General features: G+C 40.2%; 18 protein-coding genes and 1 riboswitch. Of the genes, 12 read left to right on the top strand and 6 right to left on the bottom strand.

The features are described 5' to 3' along the window. Nucleotides 1-17: 17 nt before the first annotated feature. From HMPREF1865_RS09545 to dapF, 5 genes are all read right to left on the bottom strand, one after another. Nucleotides 18-3,170, bottom strand: a complete 3,153-nt coding sequence (locus HMPREF1865_RS09545; RefSeq protein WP_196484494.1) for a subtype B tannase — start codon at nucleotides 3,168-3,170, stop codon at nucleotides 18-20. 374 nt (nucleotides 3,171-3,544) lie between these two features. Beyond that, on the bottom strand, nucleotides 3,545-5,539 hold the full coding sequence (locus HMPREF1865_RS02355) for a PTS fructose transporter subunit IIABC (protein ID WP_060919047.1): 1,995 nt from the start codon (nucleotides 5,537-5,539) through the stop codon (nucleotides 3,545-3,547). A gap of 33 nt (nucleotides 5,540-5,572) precedes the next feature. Continuing rightward, nucleotides 5,573-6,487, bottom strand: coding sequence for a 1-phosphofructokinase (pfkB, locus tag HMPREF1865_RS02350; RefSeq protein ID WP_060919046.1), 915 nt, complete (start codon nucleotides 6,485-6,487; stop codon nucleotides 5,573-5,575). 28 nt (nucleotides 6,488-6,515) lie between these two features. Continuing rightward, nucleotides 6,516-7,853 carry a Na+/H+ antiporter NhaC family protein gene (locus tag HMPREF1865_RS02345; RefSeq protein WP_230949593.1) on the bottom strand — a complete coding sequence of 446 codons (1,338 nt, stop codon included), beginning with the start codon at nucleotides 7,851-7,853 and terminating at the stop codon, nucleotides 6,516-6,518. 61 nt (nucleotides 7,854-7,914) lie between these two features. After that, nucleotides 7,915-8,748, bottom strand: coding sequence for a diaminopimelate epimerase (dapF, locus tag HMPREF1865_RS02340; protein WP_060919044.1), 834 nt, complete (start codon nucleotides 8,746-8,748; stop codon nucleotides 7,915-7,917). Nucleotides 8,749-9,066: 318 nt separating this feature from the next. Here dapF and ptsP point away from each other — a divergent pair, with 318 nt between their 5' ends. Continuing rightward, nucleotides 9,067-10,794 (top strand): phosphoenolpyruvate--protein phosphotransferase, encoded by a 1,728-nt coding sequence (gene ptsP / locus HMPREF1865_RS02335; RefSeq protein ID WP_060919043.1) that lies wholly within the window; start codon nucleotides 9,067-9,069, stop codon nucleotides 10,792-10,794. 136 nt (nucleotides 10,795-10,930) lie between these two features. Beyond that, complete coding sequence (locus tag HMPREF1865_RS02330; protein WP_004695032.1) at nucleotides 10,931-11,191, top strand: HPr family phosphocarrier protein; 261 nt, start codon at nucleotides 10,931-10,933, stop codon at nucleotides 11,189-11,191. A gap of 93 nt (nucleotides 11,192-11,284) precedes the next feature. Here the strand turns inward: HMPREF1865_RS02330 and HMPREF1865_RS02325 are convergent, their stop codons facing one another. Beyond that, nucleotides 11,285-11,563 (bottom strand): metal-sensing transcriptional repressor, encoded by a 279-nt coding sequence (locus tag HMPREF1865_RS02325; protein ID WP_004695033.1) that lies wholly within the window; start codon nucleotides 11,561-11,563, stop codon nucleotides 11,285-11,287. 329 nt (nucleotides 11,564-11,892) lie between these two features. On the opposite strand from HMPREF1865_RS02325, the gene HMPREF1865_RS02320 reads away from it, so the two are divergent. The 10 genes from HMPREF1865_RS02320 (at nucleotide 11,893) to HMPREF1865_RS02275 (ending at nucleotide 25,321) form a co-directional block, all read left to right on the top strand. Then, entirely contained in the window at nucleotides 11,893-12,699 is an 807-nt protein-coding gene (locus tag HMPREF1865_RS02320; RefSeq protein WP_060919042.1) for a transglycosylase domain-containing protein, read from the top strand. Nucleotides 12,700-12,951: 252 nt separating this feature from the next. Further along, on the top strand, nucleotides 12,952-14,163 hold the full coding sequence (locus HMPREF1865_RS02315; protein WP_004697508.1) for an argininosuccinate synthase: 1,212 nt from the start codon (nucleotides 12,952-12,954) through the stop codon (nucleotides 14,161-14,163). Then, complete coding sequence (gene argH / locus HMPREF1865_RS02310) at nucleotides 14,163-15,590, top strand: argininosuccinate lyase (protein WP_060919041.1); 1,428 nt, start codon at nucleotides 14,163-14,165, stop codon at nucleotides 15,588-15,590. Before HMPREF1865_RS02315 ends, argH begins: the two co-directional genes overlap by 1 nt. 591 nt (nucleotides 15,591-16,181) lie before the next feature. After that, a complete protein-coding gene (potE, locus tag HMPREF1865_RS02305) occupies nucleotides 16,182-17,513 on the top strand; it encodes a putrescine-ornithine antiporter (RefSeq protein ID WP_060919040.1) in 1,332 nt (443 codons plus the stop codon). 394 nt (nucleotides 17,514-17,907) lie between these two features. Further along, nucleotides 17,908-18,094, top strand: a riboswitch (cobalamin riboswitch). Between the two features lie 147 nt (nucleotides 18,095-18,241). Beyond that, on the top strand, nucleotides 18,242-19,180 hold the full coding sequence (gene nikB, locus HMPREF1865_RS02300) for a nickel ABC transporter permease (protein ID WP_060919039.1): 939 nt from the start codon (nucleotides 18,242-18,244) through the stop codon (nucleotides 19,178-19,180). Next, nucleotides 19,180-20,001, top strand: a complete 822-nt coding sequence (nikC, locus tag HMPREF1865_RS02295; RefSeq protein ID WP_060919038.1) for a nickel transporter permease — start codon at nucleotides 19,180-19,182, stop codon at nucleotides 19,999-20,001. Before nikB ends, nikC begins: the two co-directional genes overlap by 1 nt. Before the next feature lie 169 nt (nucleotides 20,002-20,170). Further along, on the top strand, nucleotides 20,171-21,739 hold the full coding sequence (locus HMPREF1865_RS02290) for an ABC transporter substrate-binding protein (protein ID WP_060919037.1): 1,569 nt from the start codon (nucleotides 20,171-20,173) through the stop codon (nucleotides 21,737-21,739). A gap of 12 nt (nucleotides 21,740-21,751) precedes the next feature. Continuing rightward, the gene (locus HMPREF1865_RS02285; protein WP_060919036.1) at nucleotides 21,752-22,549 is read left to right on the top strand and encodes an ABC transporter ATP-binding protein; all 798 of its coding nucleotides are present in this window, start codon (nucleotides 21,752-21,754) and stop codon (nucleotides 22,547-22,549) included. Then, entirely contained in the window at nucleotides 22,542-23,357 is an 816-nt protein-coding gene (locus HMPREF1865_RS02280) for an ABC transporter ATP-binding protein (protein WP_060919035.1), read from the top strand. The genes HMPREF1865_RS02285 and HMPREF1865_RS02280 overlap by 8 nt, the downstream gene beginning before the upstream one ends. 410 nt (nucleotides 23,358-23,767) lie before the next feature. Beyond that, nucleotides 23,768-25,321 carry an ABC transporter substrate-binding protein gene (locus HMPREF1865_RS02275; protein WP_060919034.1) on the top strand — a complete coding sequence of 518 codons (1,554 nt, stop codon included), beginning with the start codon at nucleotides 23,768-23,770 and terminating at the stop codon, nucleotides 25,319-25,321. Nucleotides 25,322-25,648 lie beyond the last annotated feature (327 nt).

Genomic DNA, 25,648 nt, shown 5'->3' with positions numbered 1-25,648 from the left:
TATGTTTTTAATTGTAATTATCTACTATTTTTAACGATATTATCCATCCAGTTAAATAATTCTTCTAAATCGTAGTCACCAGAGTGATCTACATCAAATGGTGTTGCCATATCTACTCTGTACCCAAGGTTTTGAGCACGTGTACCTACGATTAAAGGAATTGCAACAGATGTATTACTATCGGCTGTGCCATAACGAATACGATAGAATCGTGCATTTGTCGCAGCAGGAGAACCGAGATAGTTCATTGGGTTCATCATAGTAACGATCTTAGCATTTTCTACGTATACATCTTGGTTAGCTGTTGAATCGTGTAATGCAGCAGTAATGGTAAAGTGATTATTATCTGTAGTACTTGTACCAAATAGATTGTTTTCACCTGTATCATTAGCACGAGAGTCAAAGGCACCAGGCGCTTTTGAGCGACTTACAAAGTGGTTATATGCTTCCCAGTTAATGTCTTTGATGGCCCCTGTTTTATTATCTCGTACAAAGTATGTATGCTTGGATAAATCAGTACCTTGAGCTGCTGCTTTATTAGCGGCAGCAACGATAAACTCTTTTACATAGTTTTTGAAAGTCCCGTTACCATTCTTGTCGAGTTTTAGTATACGACCTAGAGAGTCACGTAATTGTAAGTTATTTACGTAATCAGGGAAGTGTTCGCTGAGCATTTTAGAGTATGATAAATCGTCTGTATTCAAGTTTACACGTTGCATCGTACGTTGTGGTGGAGCAGAGTTACCACCTACATTAGCTTGTGGTAATTCGCCTTGGCCCATAGTTACTTTGTTAAAAGATGTGATACCGTTATAGCTCCATTCGTAAGCCATATCTGCCGCATCAAGGTTAGTGATAGGGGCATATGCGGATGCTGCGTATACATTAGTTGCCGCTGTAGCTGCACCTAATGCTTGTAAATATGGTTGGAAGTCGGAGCTGTTACCAGTTGCACCTTGTAATAAGGATACACCACCGCCTGCACTTGTACCATTTGTGATAATGCGGTTTGCATTACCTGGCATAGCGGAATCGTTAGCGTGTAAGTAAGCTGTAGCCGCTTGTAAGTCAACGATTACTGCAGGGGCCTTACCGATAAAGTTGCCATCGGAAGCTTTATTGGTACGACCACGAGTAGATGGGGAAGCTACTACATAACCACGGGATAATGCATAAAGAACACTGTTAGGTTTTCCATTTTCCATCTTAGGCTTCATAGCCTGGCTCGGCATGTAACCACCTACTGCATTTGGCATGAAGATAGGGGCTGTTTGGGTGTTGTAACCGTTGATTGTGCCGTTGTTGAAATATTCCTCTGGTACATAAATGTTCATGTATTGCTGATCTATGTCGATTGGATTAGCCACGTAAGGGATATACTCGAAGGCGCGATATTTAATTTCCTTATTATCTACTGTGGTAGACATGGATTCATAATTTTTCGCGTCGAAAGCAAGACTAATCTTTGCAGACGCATCAGCTTGCAATGGGGGTTCAATTGGTTGGGAGAGAATATTTTTCTCTTCTGTAACAGGAGAGCCTTTTGTGGAAGCTTCATTACGAGCATTTACATAAGATTGTGGTAATTTACTTTCTTGAACCTGTTTAGTCTCTGCCTCAGATTTAGCTTTTGCTTCGGCTTCAGATTGAGCTTTAGCCTTAGCCTCGGCTTCAGCCTGAGCTTTAGCAGCAGCGTCTGCTTCTGCTTTAGCTTTTGCCTCTGCTTCAGCCTGAGCTTTAGCTACAGCTGCCGCTTCTTCTTTTGCTAGTTGTTCAGCAGCTAAACGTTCTTGTTCTTCTTGGATCGCAGCTTGTCTTGCAAGTTCCGCTTGCTTAGCAGCAATACGTTCTTGTTCCGCTTTTATAGCAGCTTCGCGTTCAGCTTTAGCTTTCTCGGCCGTGATACGCTCTTGTTCAGCTTTTAAAGCTGCTTGGCGTTGAGCTTCGGCTTGTATAGCCTCAATACGTTCTTGTTCAGCCTTAATAGCAGCTTCGCGTTCAGTTCTAGCTTTTTCAGCCGCTACACGTTCTTGTTCAGCTTTTAAAGTAGCTTGACGTTGAGCTTCAGCCTGTTGAGCTGCCATACGTTCTTGTTCTGCTCTAATAGCTGCTTGTCGTTCGACTTCGGCTTTAGCGGCAGCTTCGGCACGTTGGCGAGCTGCTTCTTCAGCTGCTAAGCGTTCTTCTTCAGCTTGTTGAGCAAGGATACGTTCACGTTCAGCTTTTAAAGCAGCTTGACGTTGAGCTTCCGCTTGTTGGGCTGCTATACGTTCTTGTTCTGCTTTAATAGCTGCTTGGCGTTGCGCTTCGGCTTGCTGAGCGGCGATACGTTCTTGTTCAGCTTTAATAGCGGCTTGCCGTTGAGCCTCAGCTTGCTGAGCGGCAATACGTTCTTGTTCCGCTCTAATAGCCGCTTGGCGTTGTGCTTCAGCTTGTTTTTGAGCAAGTTGTTGTTGATCAGCTTGTGATAAATTTTCTTGTTGGGATGCTTCTTCAGCGGCTAGTTGAGCTAGACGCTCACGCTCAGCTCGTTGAATATCTCGAATCGTAAGCCTCTGTTTTGCTACTACGGCTTTGGTTACTGTAGTATTTGATACAGTTAATGGAGCTATGGATTCTTGTTGAATAACAACAGGCGTACGCTGTACTTGTGTAGTTTGTACTTGTTGCTTACCATCCACTGGTTTCTCTACAGTAACAGGTTCAGTTTTTCGTTGTACATTTATCAAACTGTGCATTGCTAATGTAGGTTCCATGACAGTTTTTGTATCTTTATTGACAACATACTGAGGTTGAGTTTGAACCTGTTGTTGAGATTGCATTGGTACTACTTGTTGCGGTACTGATTGCAATGGTGTAACTTGTTGAGTTTGTACAGGGCTAACCGTTGCTGGTTGCATCACGTAGGATGGTTGAGGTTGTGCCATCGGTGGTGTTTGTTGTTGTACAACGGTGGCCGGTTGTGGTGTAGTTGGTAAGATTGGCTGAGTTGCCATTGGTTTCACGACTGGAGTTACTACACTTGTAGGACTCTGTGTCGTTGATTCAGCACTGGTACTCGTACCTACTAAATCATTCATGTTAAGTGTAGGCTCTGCATGGGCAACACTACCCAATGCAGCTGCGGCAAGAAATGCAGCAGTGACCTTACAATTTTTGGATGATTTCATGAATTAGCTCTCCGAACTAGATTTCTAATAATAGTTTATAATTTTAAAGTTTATTAATATTTATATAGTTTAACATAAATCGATGTAATTGTACAATTTTGAGGACTTGCTTCTACTTTTGAAAGTAGTCTAGATTATAAAATATAAAATAATATTAATTATTTTTGAATATAAGAAAAGGACTAGATCACGTATACTTCTGAATTGTTGTTCCAAAATTGTGTCCAATTTTAGGTCAGTTCAGAATACGTATATTCTAGTCCTTTTACTATATCTACTGGTGTGACACCAGCTTTCACCATCGATAAGAGTCATTAATCAATCATCAGCTATCAATCATATATAAGTTATAATTGAAGATTAATTTTAATGATTTATTTAGTGATACTATTTTTTAAGCTTGGCTTTACAAGTGCTAAGATGAAGCAAGCCACAACGGAACCGATTGCGATGGATGCAAGGTATAGAAGTGGATTACCAATTGTTGGTACTACAAAGATGCCGCCGTGTGGAGCGCGTAGTGTGCATTCGAAGAACATAGATAACGCACCGGCTGTACCAGCACCGATAATACAAGCTGGTAATACGCGAACTGGATCGGCTGCTGCAAATGGGATGGCACCTTCTGTGATGAAGGAAAGCCCCATGATGTAGTTTGTGATACCAGATTTACGTTCAGCCTCTGTGAAGCGGCTAGGGAAGAATGTAGTACAAAGAGCAATTGCCAATGGAGGAACCATACCGCCTGCCATGACAGCCGCCATAATACCGTATTCGCCAGTTGCAAGAGCACCAGTACCGATAACATAAGCCGCTTTGTTTACAGGGCCGCCCATGTCAACGGACATCATAGCACCAAAGATAAGTCCTAACAATACGCGGCTCGTTGTGCCCATGGATTGCAAGGAGTCCATCAACCAGTGGTTAAGTGCGGATACAGGAGGGTTGATGATAAAGGTAATGGCGATACCAATGAATAATACGCCAAGCACAGGGTAGAAGAGAACCGGTTTTGTACCTTCTAAGGCTTGAGGTAAACCAGATACTAATTTCTTAACTAATAATACCAAATAACCTGCTGCGAAACCGGCAATCAATGCACCTAGGAAACCAGAGCCACCTTGATTAGCTAATAAGCCTCCAACAAAACCAGCTACAAGACCTGGACGGTCCGCAATACTCATAGCGATGTAACCCGCTAATACGGGTAACATGAAACCAAAGGAAGCGCCACCGATTTGCATTAGGAAGGCCGCAAGAGGCGTACCGGAACCAAAGTTTTTAGGATTTGCTGGGTCGAATACATCGAATAAAAAGGCAAGGGCAATTAAGATACCGCCACCGATAACGAATGGCAACATGTGAGAGACACCATTCATCAAATGTTTGTAGATTTGACGGCCAAAGTTATCTGCCGCATCGAATGCAGCCACTGCACCATTTTTGTCAGATGGGGAAGCATGGTATACAGGTGCTGTACCAGCCATAGCTTCACGCAATAACTCTTCCGCTTTATTGATGCCGTTCGCAACCTTAGTTTGAATCATAGGTTTGCCATCAAAGCGTGCCATCTCTACTTGACGGTCAGAAGCTACGATAATGCATTTAGCGTGATCGATTTCTTCTGCTGTAAGAGCGTCTTTAACTCCAGATGCACCATTTTTCTCAACCTTTAAAGCAATGCCCATTTCTTTAGCTTTGCGCTCTAAAGATTCAGCAGCCATATAGGTATGTGCAATGCCTGTAGGGCAACCAGTAACAGCAAGTACATCATAATGCGGGTTATCTACAGAAATCTTAGGTGCTACCTTTTCAATCGCTTCTGTAGCCTTTGCTTCGATAGCATCGGTAATGCTGGTTGCTTTTTGACCCTCTGCTGGTTTGATATATCCGTCTACAGATGGGTCAAAGTTTCCTTCTTCTTTAGCTGTAATGAGCTCTAAGAATCGATCAACAGTAGCCGCTTGAATTAGGGCTTCTTTGAAGTCTGGGTCAATCACCATCGTTGCTAATTGGCTCAATACCTCTACGTGAGTGTCAGCCGCACCTTCTGGAGCTGCAATCATGAAGAATAGGCGGGAAGGTTGACCATCAAGCGCTTCAAAATCTACACCGTTAGGCACGACCATAGCAGCTAGGCCTGCTTCTTTTACGCCTACAGATTTAGCGTGTGGTGTGGCAATACCGTCGCCAAGGCCTGTAGAACCAGACTCTTCACGAGCGAACACTGCTTTTAAATATTCTGCCTTGTCTGTCAAGTGGCCGCCTTTGTCCATCAATTCACCTAAGGTGTAAATGGCGTCAGCTTTTGTGACAGGATCTGCATTCAGCAGGATAGATTGAGGTTTTAATAGATCAGTGATTTTCATATGTGTACTCCTTGATGCACATAAAATATAAAACTATTTAACTCGTACTTGTGAAAGCAGTGCTTCTACTTCTTCAAGGGTAGCGAGGTTTTCAGAGTAAGCGGAGGCAGAGCCACTAGAGATACCCCAGTAGAGTGCTTCTTGTAAGGCACCTGTCTTTTCATAGCCCGTAATAAAGCCGGCTACCATTGAGTCGCCAGCACCTACGGAATTCACAAGTGTTCCTTTAGGAGCAGGACTGGTATATACCGTACCGTCAGCGGACACCAAAATAGCACCATCACCAGCCATGGAGATGAGCACGTGTTGTGCGCCTTTCTCTTGCAATGCTTTTGCTGCTTCTACAAGCTGATCTTTTGTAGATAAGGTACGACCAAAAATTTCACTGAGCTCGTGATTATTTGGCTTAATTAAAAATGGTTTATAAGGCAAGACTTTTGTGAGTAGATCCTTTGTAGCATCGACTACGATGCGAATATTTTTATGTTGTAAGCGATCCATAATGAGTTCGTACATATCGCTTGGTAGGCTAGAAGGAATGCTGCCAGCAAGGATTAAGGTGTCCTTTTCAGTCAACGCATCAAGCTGTTTGTATAGAGCTTCTAATTCGTCGGTAGCAATGATTGGGCCGCGGCCATTAATCTCTGTTTCCTCATCACAGGCCTTTACCTTAACATTGATGCGGGTTAATCCTTCGCGAAGCCGGATGAAATCTTCTTTCACGCCGAATTTCTTGAGTTGTGTTACGATTTCTTCGCCTGTAAACCCTGCGATGAAGCCGAGTGCTGTCGTATCCATGCCAAGATTGTTGAGCACGATAGATACGTTGATACCTTTGCCGCCACCGAGAACGTATTCTTGGATGGTGCGATTAATAGTACCCGTCTTGAGGTGATCAAGGCGCACGATATAATCGAGAGCTGGATTAAAGGTAATGGTATAAATCATACAATTTCCCCTTTTGAGATAATACTAATTAGCGTATGATTGGTTGATCTTGCTTCCGTAATCGTAACCAATAGATGAGTGGTACTAGATATAGGAAGAAGGCAAATGGTACATAACCTGTTGAACTTGTACCCATCATGACAATGGGCACGTAGGCAGCGATATTCCATGGTTGTAATGGAGCGATGAGAATGCCACTATTTTCAAAGTCTAGCATTACATCTTCGTCTTGAATACCTCGCTGTGCGTAGGTAATGCGCATAATAGAGTGCGTCATAACTACCGCAATAGCTTGGCTGCATCCAACCGCACCTGTTAAGAAGGCAAGACCTACATTGGCAGCAAATACATCGCTCCGTGTTTTAGCTCGCTCTAACAGTTGTCGTATATCGTTCCAGAAGCCAACCCCTTCGAGCATGCCTGAAATGGCAGTAGCCATAAAAATTGAAAGGGTAGGGATAAACATCGTTTGTAGACCGCCGCCATGAATGATATTAGCTAGTGGATTATAGTGCGGTAATTCGAAGCCCGTTAAGGTATACCATCCCAACTCTGAGAGGCTCGCATCCTGATTGGTATAGGCTAGAATAGCTGCTGCTAATGCACTGAGTCCGATAGGCCAACGGATAGATACTTTTAAAGGCAATAGACCAATGACGATGATGACTGGAATCCATAATGTCCAATCGATGTTGAAAATAAAGTGAATTGTATCGGATAGTAAACTATTTTCGTAATTGAGTGGGTACCACTGAGATAGTAATAGATACAGCACTGTAGAGATAATGAGTGCTGGAATACCATCTTTAAACATGATGGGAATATTCGTCGATACCTTTGTATGGGTCAAGGCCGCTACGAGAGATGCACTAGAGGATAGTGGCCCGTTTCGATCACCAAAGTAAGCGCCTGCAATAATAGCACCAGCTACAATGTTTTCTGGGATATTACCAGCTCTTGCCATTGTGATAAGTACGATGCCTATCGTTCCTACAGTGCCTAGTGCAGTACCCAATAACATGCTCACTATAGCTGTTAATAAAAAGGCACAGACGATAAAGAGGGATGGATCAATTAAATCGATACCTGTGGCAATAATCATAGGAATAACGCCTGCTGCTTGCCACATGGCGATGAGCCAACCGATGAGAAGGAAGATTTGCATCACTACGATGGATGTTTTTGCACCAGTCCACGATAGGTTTAATAATTCTTTCGGTGCATACCCTTTGCGATAAAACACGTAGGCCATGATGCACCATACGACAATCAAGGCATAACCAATAGCGATGCTATTGGCTACGGCGATGAGAATGACGAGAATGGATGCAAGTAGTCCCAAGAGGGGCTCTATATTACGTGGCATGAGTGTGCGCCCTTGTTGATGCTTTAAGAATGCATTTAATATAAGTTGTAACCACTTCATTTTAATCGATAGGAAGTTCTGTTTCGAAGACTTCCTCAGCAGGGCCTGTCATGAGTACCGTGCCATCCTCCAAGTATGAAATATGCAATGTTCCTAAATAGAGTTCTACATCTACTTCGCGGCCTGTTAAGCCCTTTTCAAAGGACATAACGGCAGAGGCACAAGATCCTGTTCCACAAGCTAAGGTAGCGCCTGCGCCACGCTCCCATGTGCGCACCTTGATGTGTTTGTCATTTACTACTTCAATGTAGTTTACATTTGTGTTAGCAGGGAAAATATCGTGCTTTTCAAGGATTGGGCCCTGTGTTGTAACAGGGGCCTTTGTAATGTCGTCGATGAATACCTCTGTATGAGGTACGCCGAGCAATACGGAGTTTACCGTTACAGTCTCACCGTTTACATCGAGGTCTACGTCGATAACCTTTTCCATGTTTACATCCATAGGAATGTCTTGGGCTTTGAAGAATGGTTTGCCCATATTTACAGTAACTTGTGTGACGATTCCGTTTTCGATAGTCAAGGTAGGCTTCATTACGCCAGCTAAGGTTTCGATGGTGAAAGTCTCCTTCGTTGTTTCACCGTGTTCATAAGCGTATTTGGCAAAGCAACGGATGGCATTACCGCACATTTCTGCTTCACTACCATCGGAGTTGATGATGCGCATGCGCACATCACAGGTTTCGGAAGGAACTAGGACGGCAAGACCATCGGCACCAATACCCGTGCGACGATCGCAAAGGCGGATGGCGAGGTCTGTGTAGTCTTTAGACGTCCCTTGTGGGTCGGCAAAGAGGATGAAGTCATTGCCGAGACCATGCATTTTCGTTAATTTCATAAAGTCTCCTATCAATAAGTAAGACTTTCACCATGAAGCCCGTGAAAGTCTCATATGTTTATTATTATATATTCTATATTATAATATTATATCATAAATAGGCCTTAAGCATTGTATGGAATCGTATAAATTTATAGCAAAATAAAGGGAAAATAAGGAAAGCTTACAGCGTTTATTAAGAGTTATAGTGAAACAAAAAATGCCCCATATGGGACGATTATTTAAGGGAATATAGGTATTTGGATTACTTTATTGTTTAACAGAGAAATGATAAAATAAAGAGTAATGTAGTTAATCGTAATAGAAAGAGGAACACATATGCGAATTCAAGGGATTTCTGGATCTCGTGGCATTGCAGTAGGCAATGTATATAGATATATTCAAGAGGAAATTGTCATTCCTGATTACAATGTAACGGAAGACAAGGTAGAAGAAGAAATAGGCAAGTTTGCAACTGCTATGGCATCTACCTTAAAACAATTGGATACTATTCGCAAAAAAGCGTTGGATGAAATGGGGCCAGAAGAGGCGGCTATTTTTGAAGCGCATATGCAAATTGCTCAAGACCCATCCTTATCTGACGGAATTAAATCCCTTGTTGAGTCTAGCCATATGAATGTGGTAGCGGCTACGGCTCAAACAATTGAAACCTTTGCAAATATCTTCCTTGGTATGGAAGACGCTTACATGCGTGAACGAGGTGCAGATATTAAGGATATCGGCGATCGTTTGATGCGTAATATGTTAGGCATGAACCCTCGCGGTTTATCACATATTTCTGGCGAGGTTATCTTGGTGGCTCATGATTTGGCACCATCTGATACGGCATCCCTTGATAAAGCGGTAGTAAAAGGTATCGTTACGGCAGCAGGTGGCCCTACATCTCATGCGGCTATCATGGCTCGCACCTTAGAGATTCCTGCAGTTATGGGCGTTGGTGATATTGAAAGCTTTGCAGATGGCGATAAGGCAGTCGTTCTTGGTACGGATGGTATCGTGGAAATCAATCCATCTGATGCGGATTGGACGGAGTATACAAATCAAGCGTTGGCGTTTCAAGAGGAGTTAAAACGGTTGCGCGAATCCGCTAATCTTGAAGCTACTACTACTGATGGTCATCATGTAGAGCTATTCGGCAACATTGGTAAGGCGAAGGATGCTAAACATGCGCTCACTATGGGGGCGCAAGGTATTGGTTTGTACCGTACAGAATTCCTTTACATGGAAAATGACGAATTGCCTGCAGAAGAAATACAATTCGAAGAGTATAAAAAGGTAGCCCAAGATATGAAGGGACAGCCTGTTATCATCCGTACCATGGACATCGGTGGAGACAAGGAATTGAAATGCCTTGATTTACCAAGTGAAATGAACCCATTCCTAGGATACCGTGCTATTCGAATATCCTTAAATCGTCCAGATATCTTTAAGGTACAATTGCGGGCTTTGTTACGTGCTAGTGCGTTTGGTGATATTCACATCATGTATCCTATGATTGCTTCCGTTGAGGAAGTGAAACAAGCGAATGCTATGCTTGATGAATGTAAAGAGGAGCTGGCGGCTGAGAGTAAAGATTTTAACAAGGATATCAAGGTTGGCATCATGATCGAAGTACCAGCGGCAGCTGTTATATCTCCAATCCTTGCTAAATATGTTGACTTCTTCAGTATCGGTACGAATGATCTTTGCCAATACACATTGGCAGTAGACCGTATGAACGAAGCAATTGGTAGCTTGTATCAACCATTGCATCCAGGGGTGTTACGTCTTATTAAACACGTCATTGATGCCAGTCATGAACAAGGTAAATTTACCGGTATGTGTGGCGAGCTTGCTAGCGACCCTGTGGCGACCATGATTCTGTTGGGCCTTGGTCTCGACGAATTCTCCATGACGGCGTCTTCGATTCCTCTTATTAAAAATATTTTGCGTTCTGTTTCCAAAACAGAATGTGAAGAGGTGGCAAATAAAGCACTTACTATGGACACAGCAGAAGAAATTACAGAATACGCTAAATCTGTATTAGCTGAAAAAGGTTTATTATAATTCTATTTTGGTTAAATAGGATCATTACATAGCAAATACGATGTAATATACTTGAATTGAAATGCTTGATATTGATACAATATATCTATTAGAACGTATGGATAGGCACCGCCTATCGAGATAGAAAGAGGTTATCATGAAAGAATTAACAGTAGAAATTACTAACGAATCCGGTTTACATGCTCGTCCTGCTACAGCTTTCACACAATTGGCTGCTAAGTTCGCTTCCAAAGTGACTATCGCTGCTAATGGCAAAACAGCAGATGCTAAATCTATTTTAACTGTATTGACCTTGGGTGCTACAAAAGGCACATCCGTTACCTTGACTGCTGACGGTGCTGACGAAGACGAGGCACTCGCTGCATTGAGCGAATTCTTAACAACTAACCACGATTAATATGAGGGTAATAAAAAGGACCCTACATTTTGAACTGCACCTCCCAAAATTATGTCTAATTTTTTGGGTGCAATTCATTTGTAGAGTCCTTTTTTATTTACCCATATTTGCAAAGCGCTCTACAGCTTTTGTAAAGTCGCTAATGGTTTTTTCCACGTCACCATGTTCGATACCATCTCGTACGCAGTGGTTGATATGTCCTTCAAGAACTACTTGTCCTACTTTATGTAGTGCAGACTTAGCTGCATTAATTTGGCTCAACACATCTTCGCAGGGAATGTCTTCTTCAATCATTCGATCAATAGCTTGCACTTGACCTAAGATTTTACGCAATCGACGATGCAGATTTTCTGAATCCATACACTGTTTCATTTTACTCCTCCATAGGCATGTTTTTATCATCTCATACATTATACTCTATTTAAAGTTTTTAATACAACTTAATAAGTATAACTAATATGCATTAATCGGTATATATAGATATATGATATCATGCTATTATAAGCTATATTAAATATATTTGTAGTATGAGTGGACGTAAAACTAGTGTTTTACATATCTTCTTATTGATTGATGTGATACAATACATTTAATATACCTTATATTTGTATATGTATATAAGGTATTGTATATATGGCTAGACTATAAACCTATAGTTACATGTGTTTATATTACAGACCTTTAAGAAATAGGTGAAAGAAATGAAAGTATTTCGCTACCTTCGAAATCTAGTTGTGTTCGTAGTGGTTATGATTTTGGCTATGTTTATATATGACGGATACCATAGCTTTCAAGGGACAAATCGTGAAAGTAAAGCTCATACAATTGTTGAAAAACAAATAGAACAAAGTGAAGACACGCTCAGTCGTACGGATCGAATTATACGACTGTTTACATTTAGAGATAAAGTACAGATAGCTCTTAATCAACGTGTTTCAAAAGAACATTGGGTGAAAGGGGATGTTATTCCTGAGTATACAAAAAATGCACTAATCGCTATTGAAGATAAGCGGTATTATAAACATGGAGCTATTGATGTACTCGGTATTATTCGCGCCTTGTACACAAACACTATAGCAGGTGAAACCTTGGAAGGCGGTAGTACTATTACACAACAACTTGTAAAAAATCTGTTCCTTTCCTCGAAGCGTATCATGAGTCGTAAGGTGGAAGAGGCCATCCTCGCTAGTGAAATGGAACATTACTACTCTAAGGAAGAAATCCTTATCATGTACTTGAATACCGTATATTATGGTCATAATTATTACGGTATCTATGAAGCAGCTCACGGATACTTTGGGACAAGCCCAAGCCGATTAACATTGGGGCAAAGTGCTTTGCTCGCTGCATTACCCAATGCACCGTCCTATTTAGATCCCTATACGAACTATGAAGGAGCTAAGGCTCGACAAAAGCTGGTGCTCGAACAAATGGTAGACCAAGGCATGATTACACAAGCCGAGGCAGACTATGCGTACCAACAGGACTTGGAGCTTGTGGAAGAATAACTTAATATATTTAATAAGCTATATCTGGTGTTCGATTACTAGATATAGCTTGTTTATTAGTTCGTAAACGAAAAATATCATTAAAATGAATAAAAATAATGCTTGCATTTATAATTATACAGGTGTATACTATTTTTTGTCAGAAGGAGAAAATGCCTGTTGGTGATAGAAGATACCACGGTGCTTTCACAATTATCTGATATTGTATTGATTATATGAGTCTAAATAGATAGTGGTTTATGAGGTGTTATCATGGGTAAAGCAAATAAAGTAGTACTCGCATATTCTGGTGGCTTAGATACTTCTGTTATCATTCCTTGGTTGAAAGAAAATTATGGCGCTGAAGTTATTGCTGTGTGTGTAGATTTGGGCCAACCTGAGGATTATGATGCAGTTGAGAAAAAAGCAATTAAATCTGGCGCATCTAAAGCGTACATCGTTGACGCTAAGGAAGAATTTGTAAAAGATTATGTATGGCCTACTGTAAAAGCTGGTGCAATCTACGAAGGTAAATATTTATTAGGTACATCCTTTGCGAGACCTTTAATCGGTAAAATCCTTGTAGATATTGCAAAAAAAGAAGGTGCTGATGCAATCGCTCATGGTGCGACTGGTAAAGGTAATGACCAAGTTCGTTTTGAGTTGACTATCAAAGCATTAGCTCCTAATATGAAAATCATCGCTCCTTGGAGAGAATGGGATTTGAAATCTAGAACAGACTGTATGGAATATGCTGCTAAACACGATATTCCAGTTGTAGCTACAAAATCTCATCCATATTCTATGGACCAAAACGTATGGCATTTGTCCCATGAAGGCGGCGATCTTGAAAATCCAGCAAATGCGCCTAAAGATGATGTGTACTTGGTAACACATACACCTGAACAAGCTCCAGATGAAGCTGGTTATGTAACTGTATCCTTTAAAGAAGGTGTACCTGTAGCCGTAGACGGTCAAGAAGGCACCCCATTACAAATATTAGAAAAACTCAATGAAATCGGCGCACATTATGGTGTGGGCGTTGTAGATATCGTTGAAAATAGATTGGTAGGTATGAAATCCCGTGGTGTTTATGAAAACCCAGGTGGCTCCATCATCATGTATGCTCATAGAGAACTTGAATACCTTTGCTTAGATAGAGCTACATATCACTACAAAGAACTCATTGCTAACAAATACGCCGAACTCGTATATGATGGCATGTGGTTTGCGCCATTGATGAACGCATTACAAGCGTTTGTTGATGAAACTCAAAAAACTGTAACCGGTGAAGTAAAACTTAAATTGTACAAAGGAAATATCATTTCTGCGGGCAGCACTTCCCCATATTCCTTGTACAGCGAAGATTTCGTAACATTTGAAGAAGATGATGTATACGATCAATCTGATGCAGAAGGTTTCATCAACTTGTTCGGTTTACCTCTCAAAATTAATGCATTGATGAAAGAGAAAGCAGGTAAATAATGGCTAAATTGTGGGGCGGGCGTTTCACAAAAGGCACTGATAAAGCGGTAGAGGATTTTACATCCTCTATCGCTTTTGATGCGCGGATGTACGCCGAAGATATTGCAGGCAGCAAGGCACATGCGACAATGCTGGCAAAACAAAATATTATTTCCGAAGCAGATCGAGATGCCATCTTAGAGGGCTTAACTAAGATTAAAGGCCAAATTGATAAAGGGGAGTTTCCATTTTCCGTAGCTCTTGAAGATATTCACATGAATATTGAAAAGCGTTTAACAGATGATATCGGTGAAGCCGGTGGTCGTTTGCATACCGGCCGCAGCCGTAATGACCAATGCGCAGTAGACTTGCACATGTATGTGCGTAAAGCTGTTGTAGAAATGGGTGAACTCATCGTAGATATGCAAAAGGCCCTCCTCGAAACAGCTGAAAAATATAGTGATGTTATCATGCCTGGCTATACGCACTTACAACGGGCTCAACCTGTATTGTTTGGGCATCATATGATGGCCTATTTCTCTATGTTGGAACGTGACTTTGATCGTTTGTTGATGGTCTTCAAACATGCTGACATCATGCCACTTGGGGCAGGCGCTTTAGCTGGTTCTACGTATGGCATTGATCAAACGTACACACAAAAACTATTGGGATTCTCTCGAATTTACGAAAATAGCATGGATGCCGTATCTGACCGCGATTACGTAGTTGAATTCTTGTCCTTTGCATCTTTAGTGATGATGCACTTGAGTCGTCTTAGCGAAGAGTTGATTTTGTGGTCTACCAATGAGTTCAACTTTATTGAACTTGATGATGCTCACTGCACAGGTTCTAGCATCATGCCGCAAAAGAAAAATCCTGACGTATGCGAACTGGTTCGTGGCAAAACAGGACGTACCTATGGTCACTTGTTAGGCCTTTTAACTACGTTAAAAGGATTGCCTCTTACATACAACAAGGATATGCAAGAGGATAAAGAAGGTATCTTCGATGCTATTGATACGGTACATTTCGCATTGTCCATTAATACGGCTATGATTCGCGGTATGAAGGTCAATGGGGCGCATATGAAAGCAGTCCTTGATGACGACTTCTCTAATGCCACGGATATGGCAGATTACCTTGCAAAAAAAGGTGTCCCATTCCGTGAAGCCCATGAAATCGTAGGTAATGCGGTGCATCATTGTATAGAAAAAGGTTGTGTACTCCTTGATCTATCCGTAGAGGACTTCAAAGCTATTTCCAACTATTTTGATGCAGATATTCTTGACGCCATCTCCATCGAAGCTTGTGTTGCAGGTCGTAATAACTACTCTGGTACAGCTCCAGAATGTGTGGAACGACAACGTAATAATGGTAAAATTATTATCGCTGCTGAGGAAAAGCAAATTGCTGAATGGAAAGCAATCGTTGAATCTGTACAAGAATAGATTCTAGTGTGGAATAATCATTGGATAAAATTAAAGAATAGTTATCAATAAAATCTGAAAAAAATAAGATCGATATACATATAAGGACTTCATTAATGGACTAGTATTGCCCATTATACTTATATGTATATCGATTTTTTATTTGAAAGTTAGATGATATCTATAAACTTGAGGATTCTAATTGATAATCCATTATTAAAATAATGGATTGGCGTGTGCGTATAGAGTGGACTGTGAAAAAATAATAGTCTTGTACTACGACACTATAACCGTGATAGATAGGAAAAATTACATATATACAAAGAATAAATTAGGGTAAAATTATACCTTTTCGTTCTTAAAATAAGTTCTATTCGTTTTAGTTGATAAATTGCCTATAATTTATTCAATTCGTGTAATATGCCTTGTCCGCCAATAAAGTACTTTTATTTTAGTTTCATAGGTGTTATTATTTAATTCGTAATAAGAATAAAAACGGTAAATCCACATTCAAGCCCATCACAGCACGAACTGGATTTACTTAGCGGTATATATATTATTAAGTGAATTATGGACGAGAAAAAATTCACCTTAGTGAAAGGGGATTGATACATGAAAACGACCGCTAAAAAAATGTCTGTATTCCAGCTAACCACAATGGTAGCAGCCAATATGCTAGGAGCTGGGATCATTATGTTACCAACTAATTTGGCTCAAGTTGGTACTATTTCAGTTTTATCTTGGCTCGTGACAGCTGTGGGTGCGCTTTTATTGGCGTATATTTTTGCTCAAGCGGGTATGTTCTCCCAAAAACAAGGGGGCATGGGCGGTTATGCAGAACATCGCTTCGGTAAAACTGGACATTTTATGGCGAGCTATGCTTACAGCATATCTCTCATCATTGCTAATATCGCCATCGCGGTATCTGCCGTAGGTTATGGCGCAGCTTTCTTTGGTGCTGACCTTAATGCTACACAAACAAGCCAAGTAACAATTGTGCTCTTGTGGTTTGCAGCGATTCTGAACTTCAGAGGTAATCGCTTCACAGGTCGACTCAGCAACATGACTATTTGGGGTTCTATTGTTCCGGTTTTATTAATCGGTACAATCGGCTGGTATTGGTTTGATCCGTCTATTTATTGGGCGGCATGGAACCCAAATGATCTTCCGCTTTATGATGCGGTAAAACAATCTATTTCCCTAACTTTATGGGGCTTCCTAGGATTTGAGTCCGCAGCGGCTAATGCTGATGCTGTTGAGAATCCAAAGAAAAACGTACCTATCGCAACTGTGGCAGGTACATTAGCAGTGGCAGTGGTTTATATCTTGTCCACAAACGTTATGGCAGGTATTGTGCCTAACGTTGACTTATTAAATTCTAACGCACCATTCGGTTTGACATTCGTATACATGTTCAATGATACTATTGCAAACATCGTTATGGCTGCTATGGTTATTTCTTGCTTTGGCGCTTTGCTCTGCTGGCAATTCACATTGTCCCGCGTATTCAAAAGCGCAGCGGAACATGGTTACTTCCCTAAAATATTCGCTCGTGTAAATAGCAAAGACGCTCCTGTTCGTGGCGTATTGATTTTACTAGCTGTTGAAACATTGCTTACTTTATTCACTGCTAGCGATTCCTTGCGTGAGCAATTTGAAATCTTAGTAAACTTAGCGGTTGTAACTAACGTAGTACCGTATGTATTGTGCATTTTGGCAGTACCTACAATGATGCGTATGGCTGGCGTAGCTGAAAGCCGTATTAAACGCTCTAACTACTTGTTCAGTATTGGCGTTCTCTACTGTCTATATGCTATCTACGCATGTGGCTTTGATGCTATGTTAGGTAGTGCAGTAGCAGTAAGCATTGGCTTGGTGATCTATGTTTTGCGTAAAGCGTGGGATACACGCAGAGCGCACCGTTTACAACAAAGTATCGATTAACTGAATATCTCTCGTCTTTTAGAGGCTGTTACCTTGTAACAGCCTTTTTTTATACTAATAATAAACTAAACTTATAATTGATGAGGGTATAATGGGGAATATCTTAAAGAGTATTTTGTTTATTGATATATTTTTGGCTATGTATAAAAAGATTTTATGATAATATTTTTATTATCATAAAATTAAATATATATACAGTTGTATGCAGTTAATACAGAAAAATATCATATATATAAAATAATTTGTGAAACTTTATACACGATTGTGAACTTAATCATTAATTGATATTTTTTATTAGTATAAAAATTATATTGAAAATACACGATATACATATACCCTTAAGGGGTATATGTATTGTAAATAGAGTATTAATATAGTATATTTATAATCGATAAAAATGTATGAACTAGTGAGTGTCGGTGTTTACCGAGCGTAAAAGAGGAAAATGGGTGAAAACCCCATACTATGCAAATAGCTGTAATGAGGAGCAAGGTTTCATTATGGGGTCACTGGGAAACTGGGAAGGCCGAGATGTTGCGATGAATCAGAGTCAGAAAGCCTGCTCTAAAATGCATGGTATGCATTACCGTGCTTAATTTAGGTTAGTCGGGCGACTAGCCTTTTTTCGTTTCCTTATCATTTAGTCTCACAGCTATGTAGGTAGGGACTCGTATCATTAGTTTGTCATTTATTTTGTTGTTAGTGTTTAGAGAGTTTAGGAGGCGCCTATGGGCAAACGCTTTGTCAAACAATTGGGGCAATTTATTGTCACCTTGTTTGGCATTACATTTTTGACATTTTGTCTCACCTATTTAGCACCAGGCGATCCAGTAACGATGCTACTAGAAACGGCGGATACTATCGTATCTCAGGAGCTTATCGATGAAACTAGAGCTCAGCTCGGTTTAGATAAACCGTTTTTAGTGCAGTATGCAAACTGGGTTGTGAATGCGGCACAAGGTGATTTAGGGATGAGTTATTCTGCTAAAAAGCCAGTAGTAGATCGTATGTTGGAGGCTTTACCAGGAACCTTGATGTTAGCTGGTACTGCTTTAGTATTTACTCTACTTTATGCGTTGCCAGCAGGGATAATAAGCGCCTTAAATCGTAATAAATGGGTTGATTATCTGTTAAGAGCTGCATCTTTTGTAGGTGTTTCTATGCCTACATTCTGGTTAGGCCTTGTACTTATTTATATCTTTGGACTTAAATTAGGTCTTGTACCGATTGCCACATCTCGTGTAACTCCAATTGGTGTTATCTTACCGGCTATTACACTAGCGGTTGTAGTTGGCTCTAAGTACATGCGCCAAGTTCGTCTCGTTATTCTTGAAGAAATGAAAAAGGATTACGTTATCGGTGCTCGCGCTCGTGGTGTGAGTGAAATGAAAATTTTATTTGGTCATATTTTACCAAACGCTGTATTACCGCTCATTACTATTCTTGGTGTTCTTATGGGCTGGTTATTAGGCGGGGTAGCAGTCGTAGAAATGGTATTCTCTTGGCCAGGCCTTGGGAATATGGCGATTTATGCTATTACCATGCGCGACTATCCATTGATCGAAGGCTTTGTATTGTGGGTGTCCTTAGCATATATGTGCATTAATGCATTAGTTGATGCGTCATATATCCTACTAGACCCTAGATTGAAACGGGAGAGAGCATAATGGCAGAATTTATCCAAAAACATAAATTGTTCTCTTTCTATAGTAGTTTGATGATTCTTGTAGTTATCGTTGCTATCTTTGCGCCTTGGCTTGCACCAGGTGATGCTTTCACATCTAATATGACTCAAGCATTGCAAGCGCCAAGCAGTCAACATTGGTTTGGTACTGATAAATTGGGTCGTGATGTATTATCTCGTGTTATTTATGGTACTCAATTATCTTTGTTCATGGGCGTAACTATTGTTGTAATCATGGTTAGTATTGGTACGATTATCGGTGCTGCAGCAGGCTATTTTGGCGGTAAAGTTGAAATGGTTCTTATGCGTTTAGCAGACATCATGTTATCATTCCCTGGTATCGTATTGGCTATTGCTATTGCTGGTATTTTAGGTGGTAGCATTGTAAATACGATTTTAGCCTTATCTGTTGTAGGTTGGGCAAAATATGCTCGTATTGTACGTTCTATGACGCTCAAGGTACGCGGTGAGGAATATGTAACAGCTGCTGTTATGATGGGGGCATCTACGACGACCATCATCAGACGTCATATCATTCCTAATATTATGCCTCTCGTTATTACAACAGGTGCATTAGATATCGGGGCTATCATGATTGAGGTAGCAGGTTTATCCTTTCTTGGCTTTGGTGCTCAGCCACCGACTCCAGAATGGGGCCTCATGCTTAACGAGGGTCGCCAGTACTTGCAAACGAGCCCATGGCTCATGGCATTCCCTGGTATGTCCATCCTTATCGTGGTTGCTATTTTTAATCTTTGGTCCGATTCCTTACGTGATGTAGTGGATCCTAAAAACCAAGGGTAATATATATCTATTCATATTTTGAAAGCTTTTGGTGGTATTTTCTCTTGTGAAAGCTTCTATGTGAATAGGTATAAATAATGGTTTTTCCATCACTGACTATTTTGGATTATCATAGTCTTGATGTTTAAATTTTTTATGTTTTGTATGTAATTGTACAAGGAGATTTTACATGAAAAAATCTTGGAAAAAGGCCCTTTTAGCAGGTCTTAGCATTGTAATGATGGGTTCTTTCATTGCTGGTTGTGGCTCCGATAACAATGGTTCTGCAAATAAAGATGTATTGAAAGTAGGCGTAACTAATTTCGCATCTACCTTAGAACCTACGGAAAACTTCTTCGCATGGGTTGTAATGCGTTATGGTGTAGGTGAAACATTGGCTAAATTTGACGAGCAAATGAAACCACAACCTTGGATTGCATCCAAATGGGAAGTATCTGAAGACAAGAAAACTTGGACTTTCACCATCAACGATAAAGTAACATTCTCCAATGGCAAAAAAGTTGATGCTCAAGCAGTTAAAGAGTCTATCGAGCGCTCTTTTGCTAAGCAAAATCGGGCTAAAACATTCTTTGAATATGAATCCATTGAAGCTAATGGACAACAGTTAGTCATTCATACGAAAAAAGAATATCCTAATATGCCAGGTCTTTTGGCGGATCCATTGTTCCTAATCGTTGACGTACAATCTGAAAAAGATGGTCGTAACTTTGCTAAAGAAGGTCCTATCGGCACAGGCCCATATGTAGTGAAATCTTTTACAAAAGAACGTGCTGAAATGGTAGCGAATGAAAAATATTGGGATGGTGCAGTACCATTCAAAACTGTTGAAATTCCTTCCATCGATGACCCTAATACGCGTGCGTTGAGCTTGCAATCAGGGGATGTCGACATGGCTGTAAACATTGGCCCTGGCGAAATTGGATTGTTCCAAGGTAACGATAAGTTTAAAGTAGATGAAATTGCATCTCTTCGTGTTGTATTAGCACGTATCAACCAAAAAGGCGTTCTTGGTGACGACAAGGTTCGCGCTGCTGTCATCTCTGCAACAGACCGTAAGAGCTATGCTGATGTATTGTTAAAAGGTACATTCATCCCTGGCTCCGCTCCAATTCCACCATCCATGGATTATGGCTTCAATGATTTGAAAGATCCTAATGCGTATAATCCTGAAAGATCTAAACAATTATTATCTGAAGCTGGCTGGAAAGATACTGATGGTGACGGCATCCTTGATAAAGATGGTAAACCATTGACATTTAATTTTGTTGTTTATAACTCTCGTGCTGAATTGCCACTTTATGCGGAAGCTGTACAAGCTGATCTCAAAAAAGTGGGTATCGACATGAAAATTAAAACAGTTGACTATAACTTAATTGACAAAATGGGTATAGATGGTGATTACGATATGCTTATTTCCAATATCGTAACAGCTAATACAGGCGATCCTATCTACTTCTTGGCTAACTATTGGCATACTAATAATGGTGGTGACTGGGCACAAAATGGCTCTGGCTACTCCAATCCTTCTGTAGACGAATTGCTTGATGCAGCAGCAACTGAATTTGATCCTGTGAAACGTCGTGCATATGCAATTCAAATTCAACAAATGTTGATGAATGATGGCGCAGCATTGTTCTTAGGGTACCCTAAAACTAACATCGTATTTGGTTCTTACTTGAAAGGTGCTGTAATGTACCCAAGTGACTACTACTGGATTACTAACAAAATTACAAAATAGTAAGGAGCTATAATGGCAGAAAACATACTAACTGTAGAAAACCTTAACATCGCGTACCAAGGTGTGCCTGCTGTTATGGATGTGAATTTTACCTTGGAACGCGGCAAGGTATTAACCATCGTAGGTGAGTCTGGATCCGGTAAAACTACCGTGATTCGTGCCCTCATGGGCTTATTGCCTGTAGGTGGTGAAGTTACGGATGGGTCTATGATCTTTAATGGTCATGATCTTCGTAATCTGTCTAAAGCAGAATGGAGATTTTTGCGCGGTAAAGATATGGCCATGATTTTCCAAGATAGTGGTAGTGCATTAGATCCAATCGTTCGTATCGGTAAACAATTTAGAGAACTATTTAAGTCTCATATTGAAATCGATAATGACGAATGTGATCGTCGTGCTATTGAGCTTTTAGAAGCTGTATCACTACCTAATGGGGCAGATATATTACGTCGTTATCCTCATGAGTTATCTGGTGGGCAACGTCAACGTGTGGGTATTGCCATGGCGTTAGCTTTAGACCCTAAATTACTCATCGGAGATGAACCGACATCTGCGCTAGACGTAACGACACAATCTCAAGTGGTTATGCAAATGCTTGACCTAGCTAAAGAGCATAACTCCGCAATCGTAATGGTAACCCATAATCTTGGTGTAGCGGCGTATATGTCGGACTACATTATCGTTATGAAAAAGGGCCGTGTCGTAGATGCAGGTACTCCTAAAGACATTTTGGAAAATCCATCTAATGAATATACGAAACAATTAAAAGAGGCTGTACCAACATTGGGAGGAGGTCGTTACATTGACTAACTACGCTGTAGAATTAAAAAATGTATATAAGCGATTCCCACTTCCCACTGGTGGTGAACTCGAAGCATGTAAGGATATTAATATAACTCTCGAAAAAGGTCAGTCCCTTGGGATTGTAGGGGAATCTGGCTCTGGGAAAACAACATTGGTTCGTATGATTATGAAGATGCTTCCTATTACGGAAGGTGAGATTTATGTGGATGGTGTAGAGATTCAACATATGAACTCCGAACAAACGAAAGAATACCGTAAAAAAATTCAAATGGTATTCCAAGATCCATCTGCAGCCTTTAATCCGCGAATGAAGGTAAAGGATATCATTCTTGAGCCACTATACAATTTTGATCTTCTTGAAAAGGGAACAGAAGAACAAATTGCAGGTGATTACCTTGAGATGGTAGACTTACCTCGTGAGTTTATGCATCGCTATCCTCATGAAATGTCCGGGGGGCAACGTCAACGTGTTGCCATTGCTCGTGCTATCGTATTAGAGCCAGAAATTCTCGTTCTAGACGAGGCTACTAGTGCTTTAGACGTATCTGTACAAGACTCCATTGCGTACCTATTGGCGCGTTTACAAAAAAAGAAAAATTTAACATACCTATTTATTGCTCATGATATTGCCTTCATTCGTACGATGTGCCATAAGGTGGTCGTAATGTATAAAGGGGCTATCGTTGAAGAATTAGATGCGTTCCACTTAGCAGATGCGAAACATCCTTACACAAAAGTTCTATTGAGCTCCATCTTTGAAATTGGCCAAGATCATAAGCCACTTACCTTAGATGAGGCTGCATTAGAAGCATAATGTAAGAAACTCATTCAAATATATAGATTTTGAATGTTAGACTTCGAGCATATAGATTTAAAATGTTGAGTTTTAAATCTTATAGGTAAATCAAAATAGCAGTTAGTTTGCATACTAACTGCTATTTTTGTATGTGCAATACATATATGAAATTTTTTTAATAGATATATCGAAATATTTAGTAAATATACATTGTGTTAACACGTAATATATAGTATAGTTGACTATATGAAATATACCCCTATGGGTATAACAAAGTATGCTCATATGAAGTGATGTACATGGATTCTCTCTATATAGTAACTATTGTAAAAAGTGGATTAGGTTTACTAGATTATGTTAATGTAAAACTTAGTGAGTATCTGGGCATAAAATAATAGTTAATGAGTGTAGAAAGGTTAGGTGTGTAAATGAAAGGATTGCGTAAGGCTTTACTCATTGGTATGACTCTTGGTATGACAGTTCTCGGTACTGTCGGTTGCATTAACCAAGAGGCCGCTCCTTCTACTGATGTATTAAAGGTAGGGGCCATTAGCTTTGCTGGTACATTAGAACCAACAGAAAATTATTTTAGCTGGGCCGTTGTGCGGTTTGGCGTAGGTGAAACGCTTATCAAGTTTGATGATCAAATGAAAGCAACGCCTTGGCTTGCAACATCTTGGAAACAAGGTGACGACAAATTGACATGGACTTTCACCATCAACGATAAAGTAAAGTTCTCAAATGGTAATAGTTTGACAGCTGAGGCGGTGAAAGCATCTTTAGAAAGAACATTTGCGAAAAGTAAACGAGCAAAAACGTTCTTTAACTATACGGAAATCACCGCTAAAGGTCAAGAGTTGACTATTAAGACCGATAAGGAATACTACAACTTGCCAAACTTGCTAGGCGATCCATTATTCTTGATTATGGATGTAACGGCGGAAGCGAATGGCCGCGATATTGCGAAGGAAGGGCCTATTGGGACTGGTCCATATATAGTATCCTCTTTCACAAAAGAGCGTGCTGAACTAAAGCGCAATGATAATTACTGGGATGGCAAGGCAGGTTTTGCTAAGGTTGAAATCCCATCTATTAATGATGCGAATACTCGTGCTATGGCGTTACAAGCGGGCGATGTAGATATGGCCGTTAGCATTGGACCTGGTGAATATAGTATCTTCCAAAATGATAAAAATTTCACTATCTATGAAGTGGCTTCCTTGCGAGATGTATTTGTTCGTATGGGGCAAAAAGGGAAACTACAGAATCCTAATCTTCGTGCAGCCCTCATTGCAGCAGCAGACCGTGAGTCTTATGTGAAGAACCTCATGAAAGATACCTTCGTAGCCGGTAAAGCTCCATTGCCACCATCCATAGACTATGGCTTTAACCAATTGCGTGATCCTAATAAATATAATGTGGAACGTGCTAAAGAATTACTGAAACGTGAAGGTTATGAAGATACAAATGGCGATGGCATTGTAGATAAAGACGGTGAAAACCTCGTGCTTGACTTTTACGCCTATACAACTCGTCCTGAATTGCCATTATATGCGGAAGCATTGCAAGCAGATTACAAAAAAATCGGTGTGGATTTACAAATTAAAATCGTAGATTATGCGGTTATCGACACATTATCTCAATCTGGTGATTACGATATGATTATCTCCAGTGTTGTAACTGCTAATACAGGTCAACCAGTATGGTTCTTGAAACAATATTGGGGTACAGGCGTTGAAATTAATGGCTCTGGCTTCTCCAATCCTCGTTTCGATGAATTGTTGGCTTTAGGTGAAAGCAGTGGCGATCCAGTGGTGCGTCGTAATGCGGTTATCAATGCACAACAACTTATGTTGGACAACGCTGTAGCTCTATTCTTAGGTTACCCTAAAATCAATATTGTAGGTAATAACCATATTGATGGCATTAAGATGACACCATCTGAATACTACATCATTACAAAAGATTTGAAACGTAAATAATAGAATTTAATTAACTAGTACTTATGCTACTATTGGGGCTATTACATAAAGAGCAGTAAAGCTATATATTATGTAATAGCCCTTTTTGTACCTTTAATACTTTATTTAATAAGTATCTTGAAAACTTAACGATTCAAGTTAGCTATGATTCTATAAATAGTTCTCATTTGTAAGGATAAATACTATAGATTATAGTATTTAGTATTGATATATTTATATATCAATATTTTATGGAGAAATTAAACATATAGTTGGAGGTTGACATGAGATTAAAAAAGTATTCATTATTGGGGATGTGTATTCTATTGGCGGGTACTCTAATATTTT

This window comes from Veillonella parvula, from assembly GCF_001553335.1.
Taxonomy (GTDB): domain Bacteria; phylum Bacillota; class Negativicutes; order Veillonellales; family Veillonellaceae; genus Veillonella; species Veillonella parvula_S.
Note: the sequence above shows the minus strand (reverse complement) of the source record. Positions and strands in the feature narration are given on the sequence as shown.

What these genes read in the sequence shown, in the direction of transcription:
- HMPREF1865_RS02355 (WP_060919047.1), bottom strand. Translation starts at nt 5,539, where the DNA reads ATGAAAATCACTGATCTATTAAAACCTCAATCTATCCTGCTGAATGCA.
- HMPREF1865_RS02285 (WP_060919036.1), top strand. Translation starts at nt 21,752, where the DNA reads ATGGCAGAAAACATACTAACTGTAGAAAACCTTAACATCGCGTACCAA.
- HMPREF1865_RS09545 (WP_196484494.1), bottom strand. Translation starts at nt 3,170, where the DNA reads ATGAAATCATCCAAAAATTGTAAGGTCACTGCTGCATTTCTTGCCGCA.
- HMPREF1865_RS02320 (WP_060919042.1), top strand. Translation starts at nt 11,893, where the DNA reads ATGAAAGTATTTCGCTACCTTCGAAATCTAGTTGTGTTCGTAGTGGTT.
- HMPREF1865_RS02330 (WP_004695032.1), top strand. Translation starts at nt 10,931, where the DNA reads ATGAAAGAATTAACAGTAGAAATTACTAACGAATCCGGTTTACATGCT.
- dapF (WP_060919044.1), bottom strand. Translation starts at nt 8,748, where the DNA reads ATGAAATTAACGAAAATGCATGGTCTCGGCAATGACTTCATCCTCTTT.
- pfkB (WP_060919046.1), bottom strand. Translation starts at nt 6,487, where the DNA reads ATGATTTATACCATTACCTTTAATCCAGCTCTCGATTATATCGTGCGC.
- HMPREF1865_RS02275 (WP_060919034.1), top strand. Translation starts at nt 23,768, where the DNA reads ATGAAAGGATTGCGTAAGGCTTTACTCATTGGTATGACTCTTGGTATG.
- ptsP (WP_060919043.1), top strand. Translation starts at nt 9,067, where the DNA reads ATGCGAATTCAAGGGATTTCTGGATCTCGTGGCATTGCAGTAGGCAAT.
- HMPREF1865_RS02345 (WP_230949593.1), bottom strand. Translation starts at nt 7,853, where the DNA reads ATGCCACGTAATATAGAGCCCCTCTTGGGACTACTTGCATCCATTCTC.
- potE (WP_060919040.1), top strand. Translation starts at nt 16,182, where the DNA reads ATGAAAACGACCGCTAAAAAAATGTCTGTATTCCAGCTAACCACAATG.
- HMPREF1865_RS02315 (WP_004697508.1), top strand. Translation starts at nt 12,952, where the DNA reads ATGGGTAAAGCAAATAAAGTAGTACTCGCATATTCTGGTGGCTTAGAT.
- HMPREF1865_RS02290 (WP_060919037.1), top strand. Translation starts at nt 20,171, where the DNA reads ATGAAAAAATCTTGGAAAAAGGCCCTTTTAGCAGGTCTTAGCATTGTA.
- HMPREF1865_RS02325 (WP_004695033.1), bottom strand. Translation starts at nt 11,563, where the DNA reads ATGAAACAGTGTATGGATTCAGAAAATCTGCATCGTCGATTGCGTAAA.
- nikB (WP_060919039.1), top strand. Translation starts at nt 18,242, where the DNA reads ATGGGCAAACGCTTTGTCAAACAATTGGGGCAATTTATTGTCACCTTG.
- argH (WP_060919041.1), top strand. Translation starts at nt 14,163, where the DNA reads ATGGCTAAATTGTGGGGCGGGCGTTTCACAAAAGGCACTGATAAAGCG.
- nikC (WP_060919038.1), top strand. Translation starts at nt 19,180, where the DNA reads ATGGCAGAATTTATCCAAAAACATAAATTGTTCTCTTTCTATAGTAGT.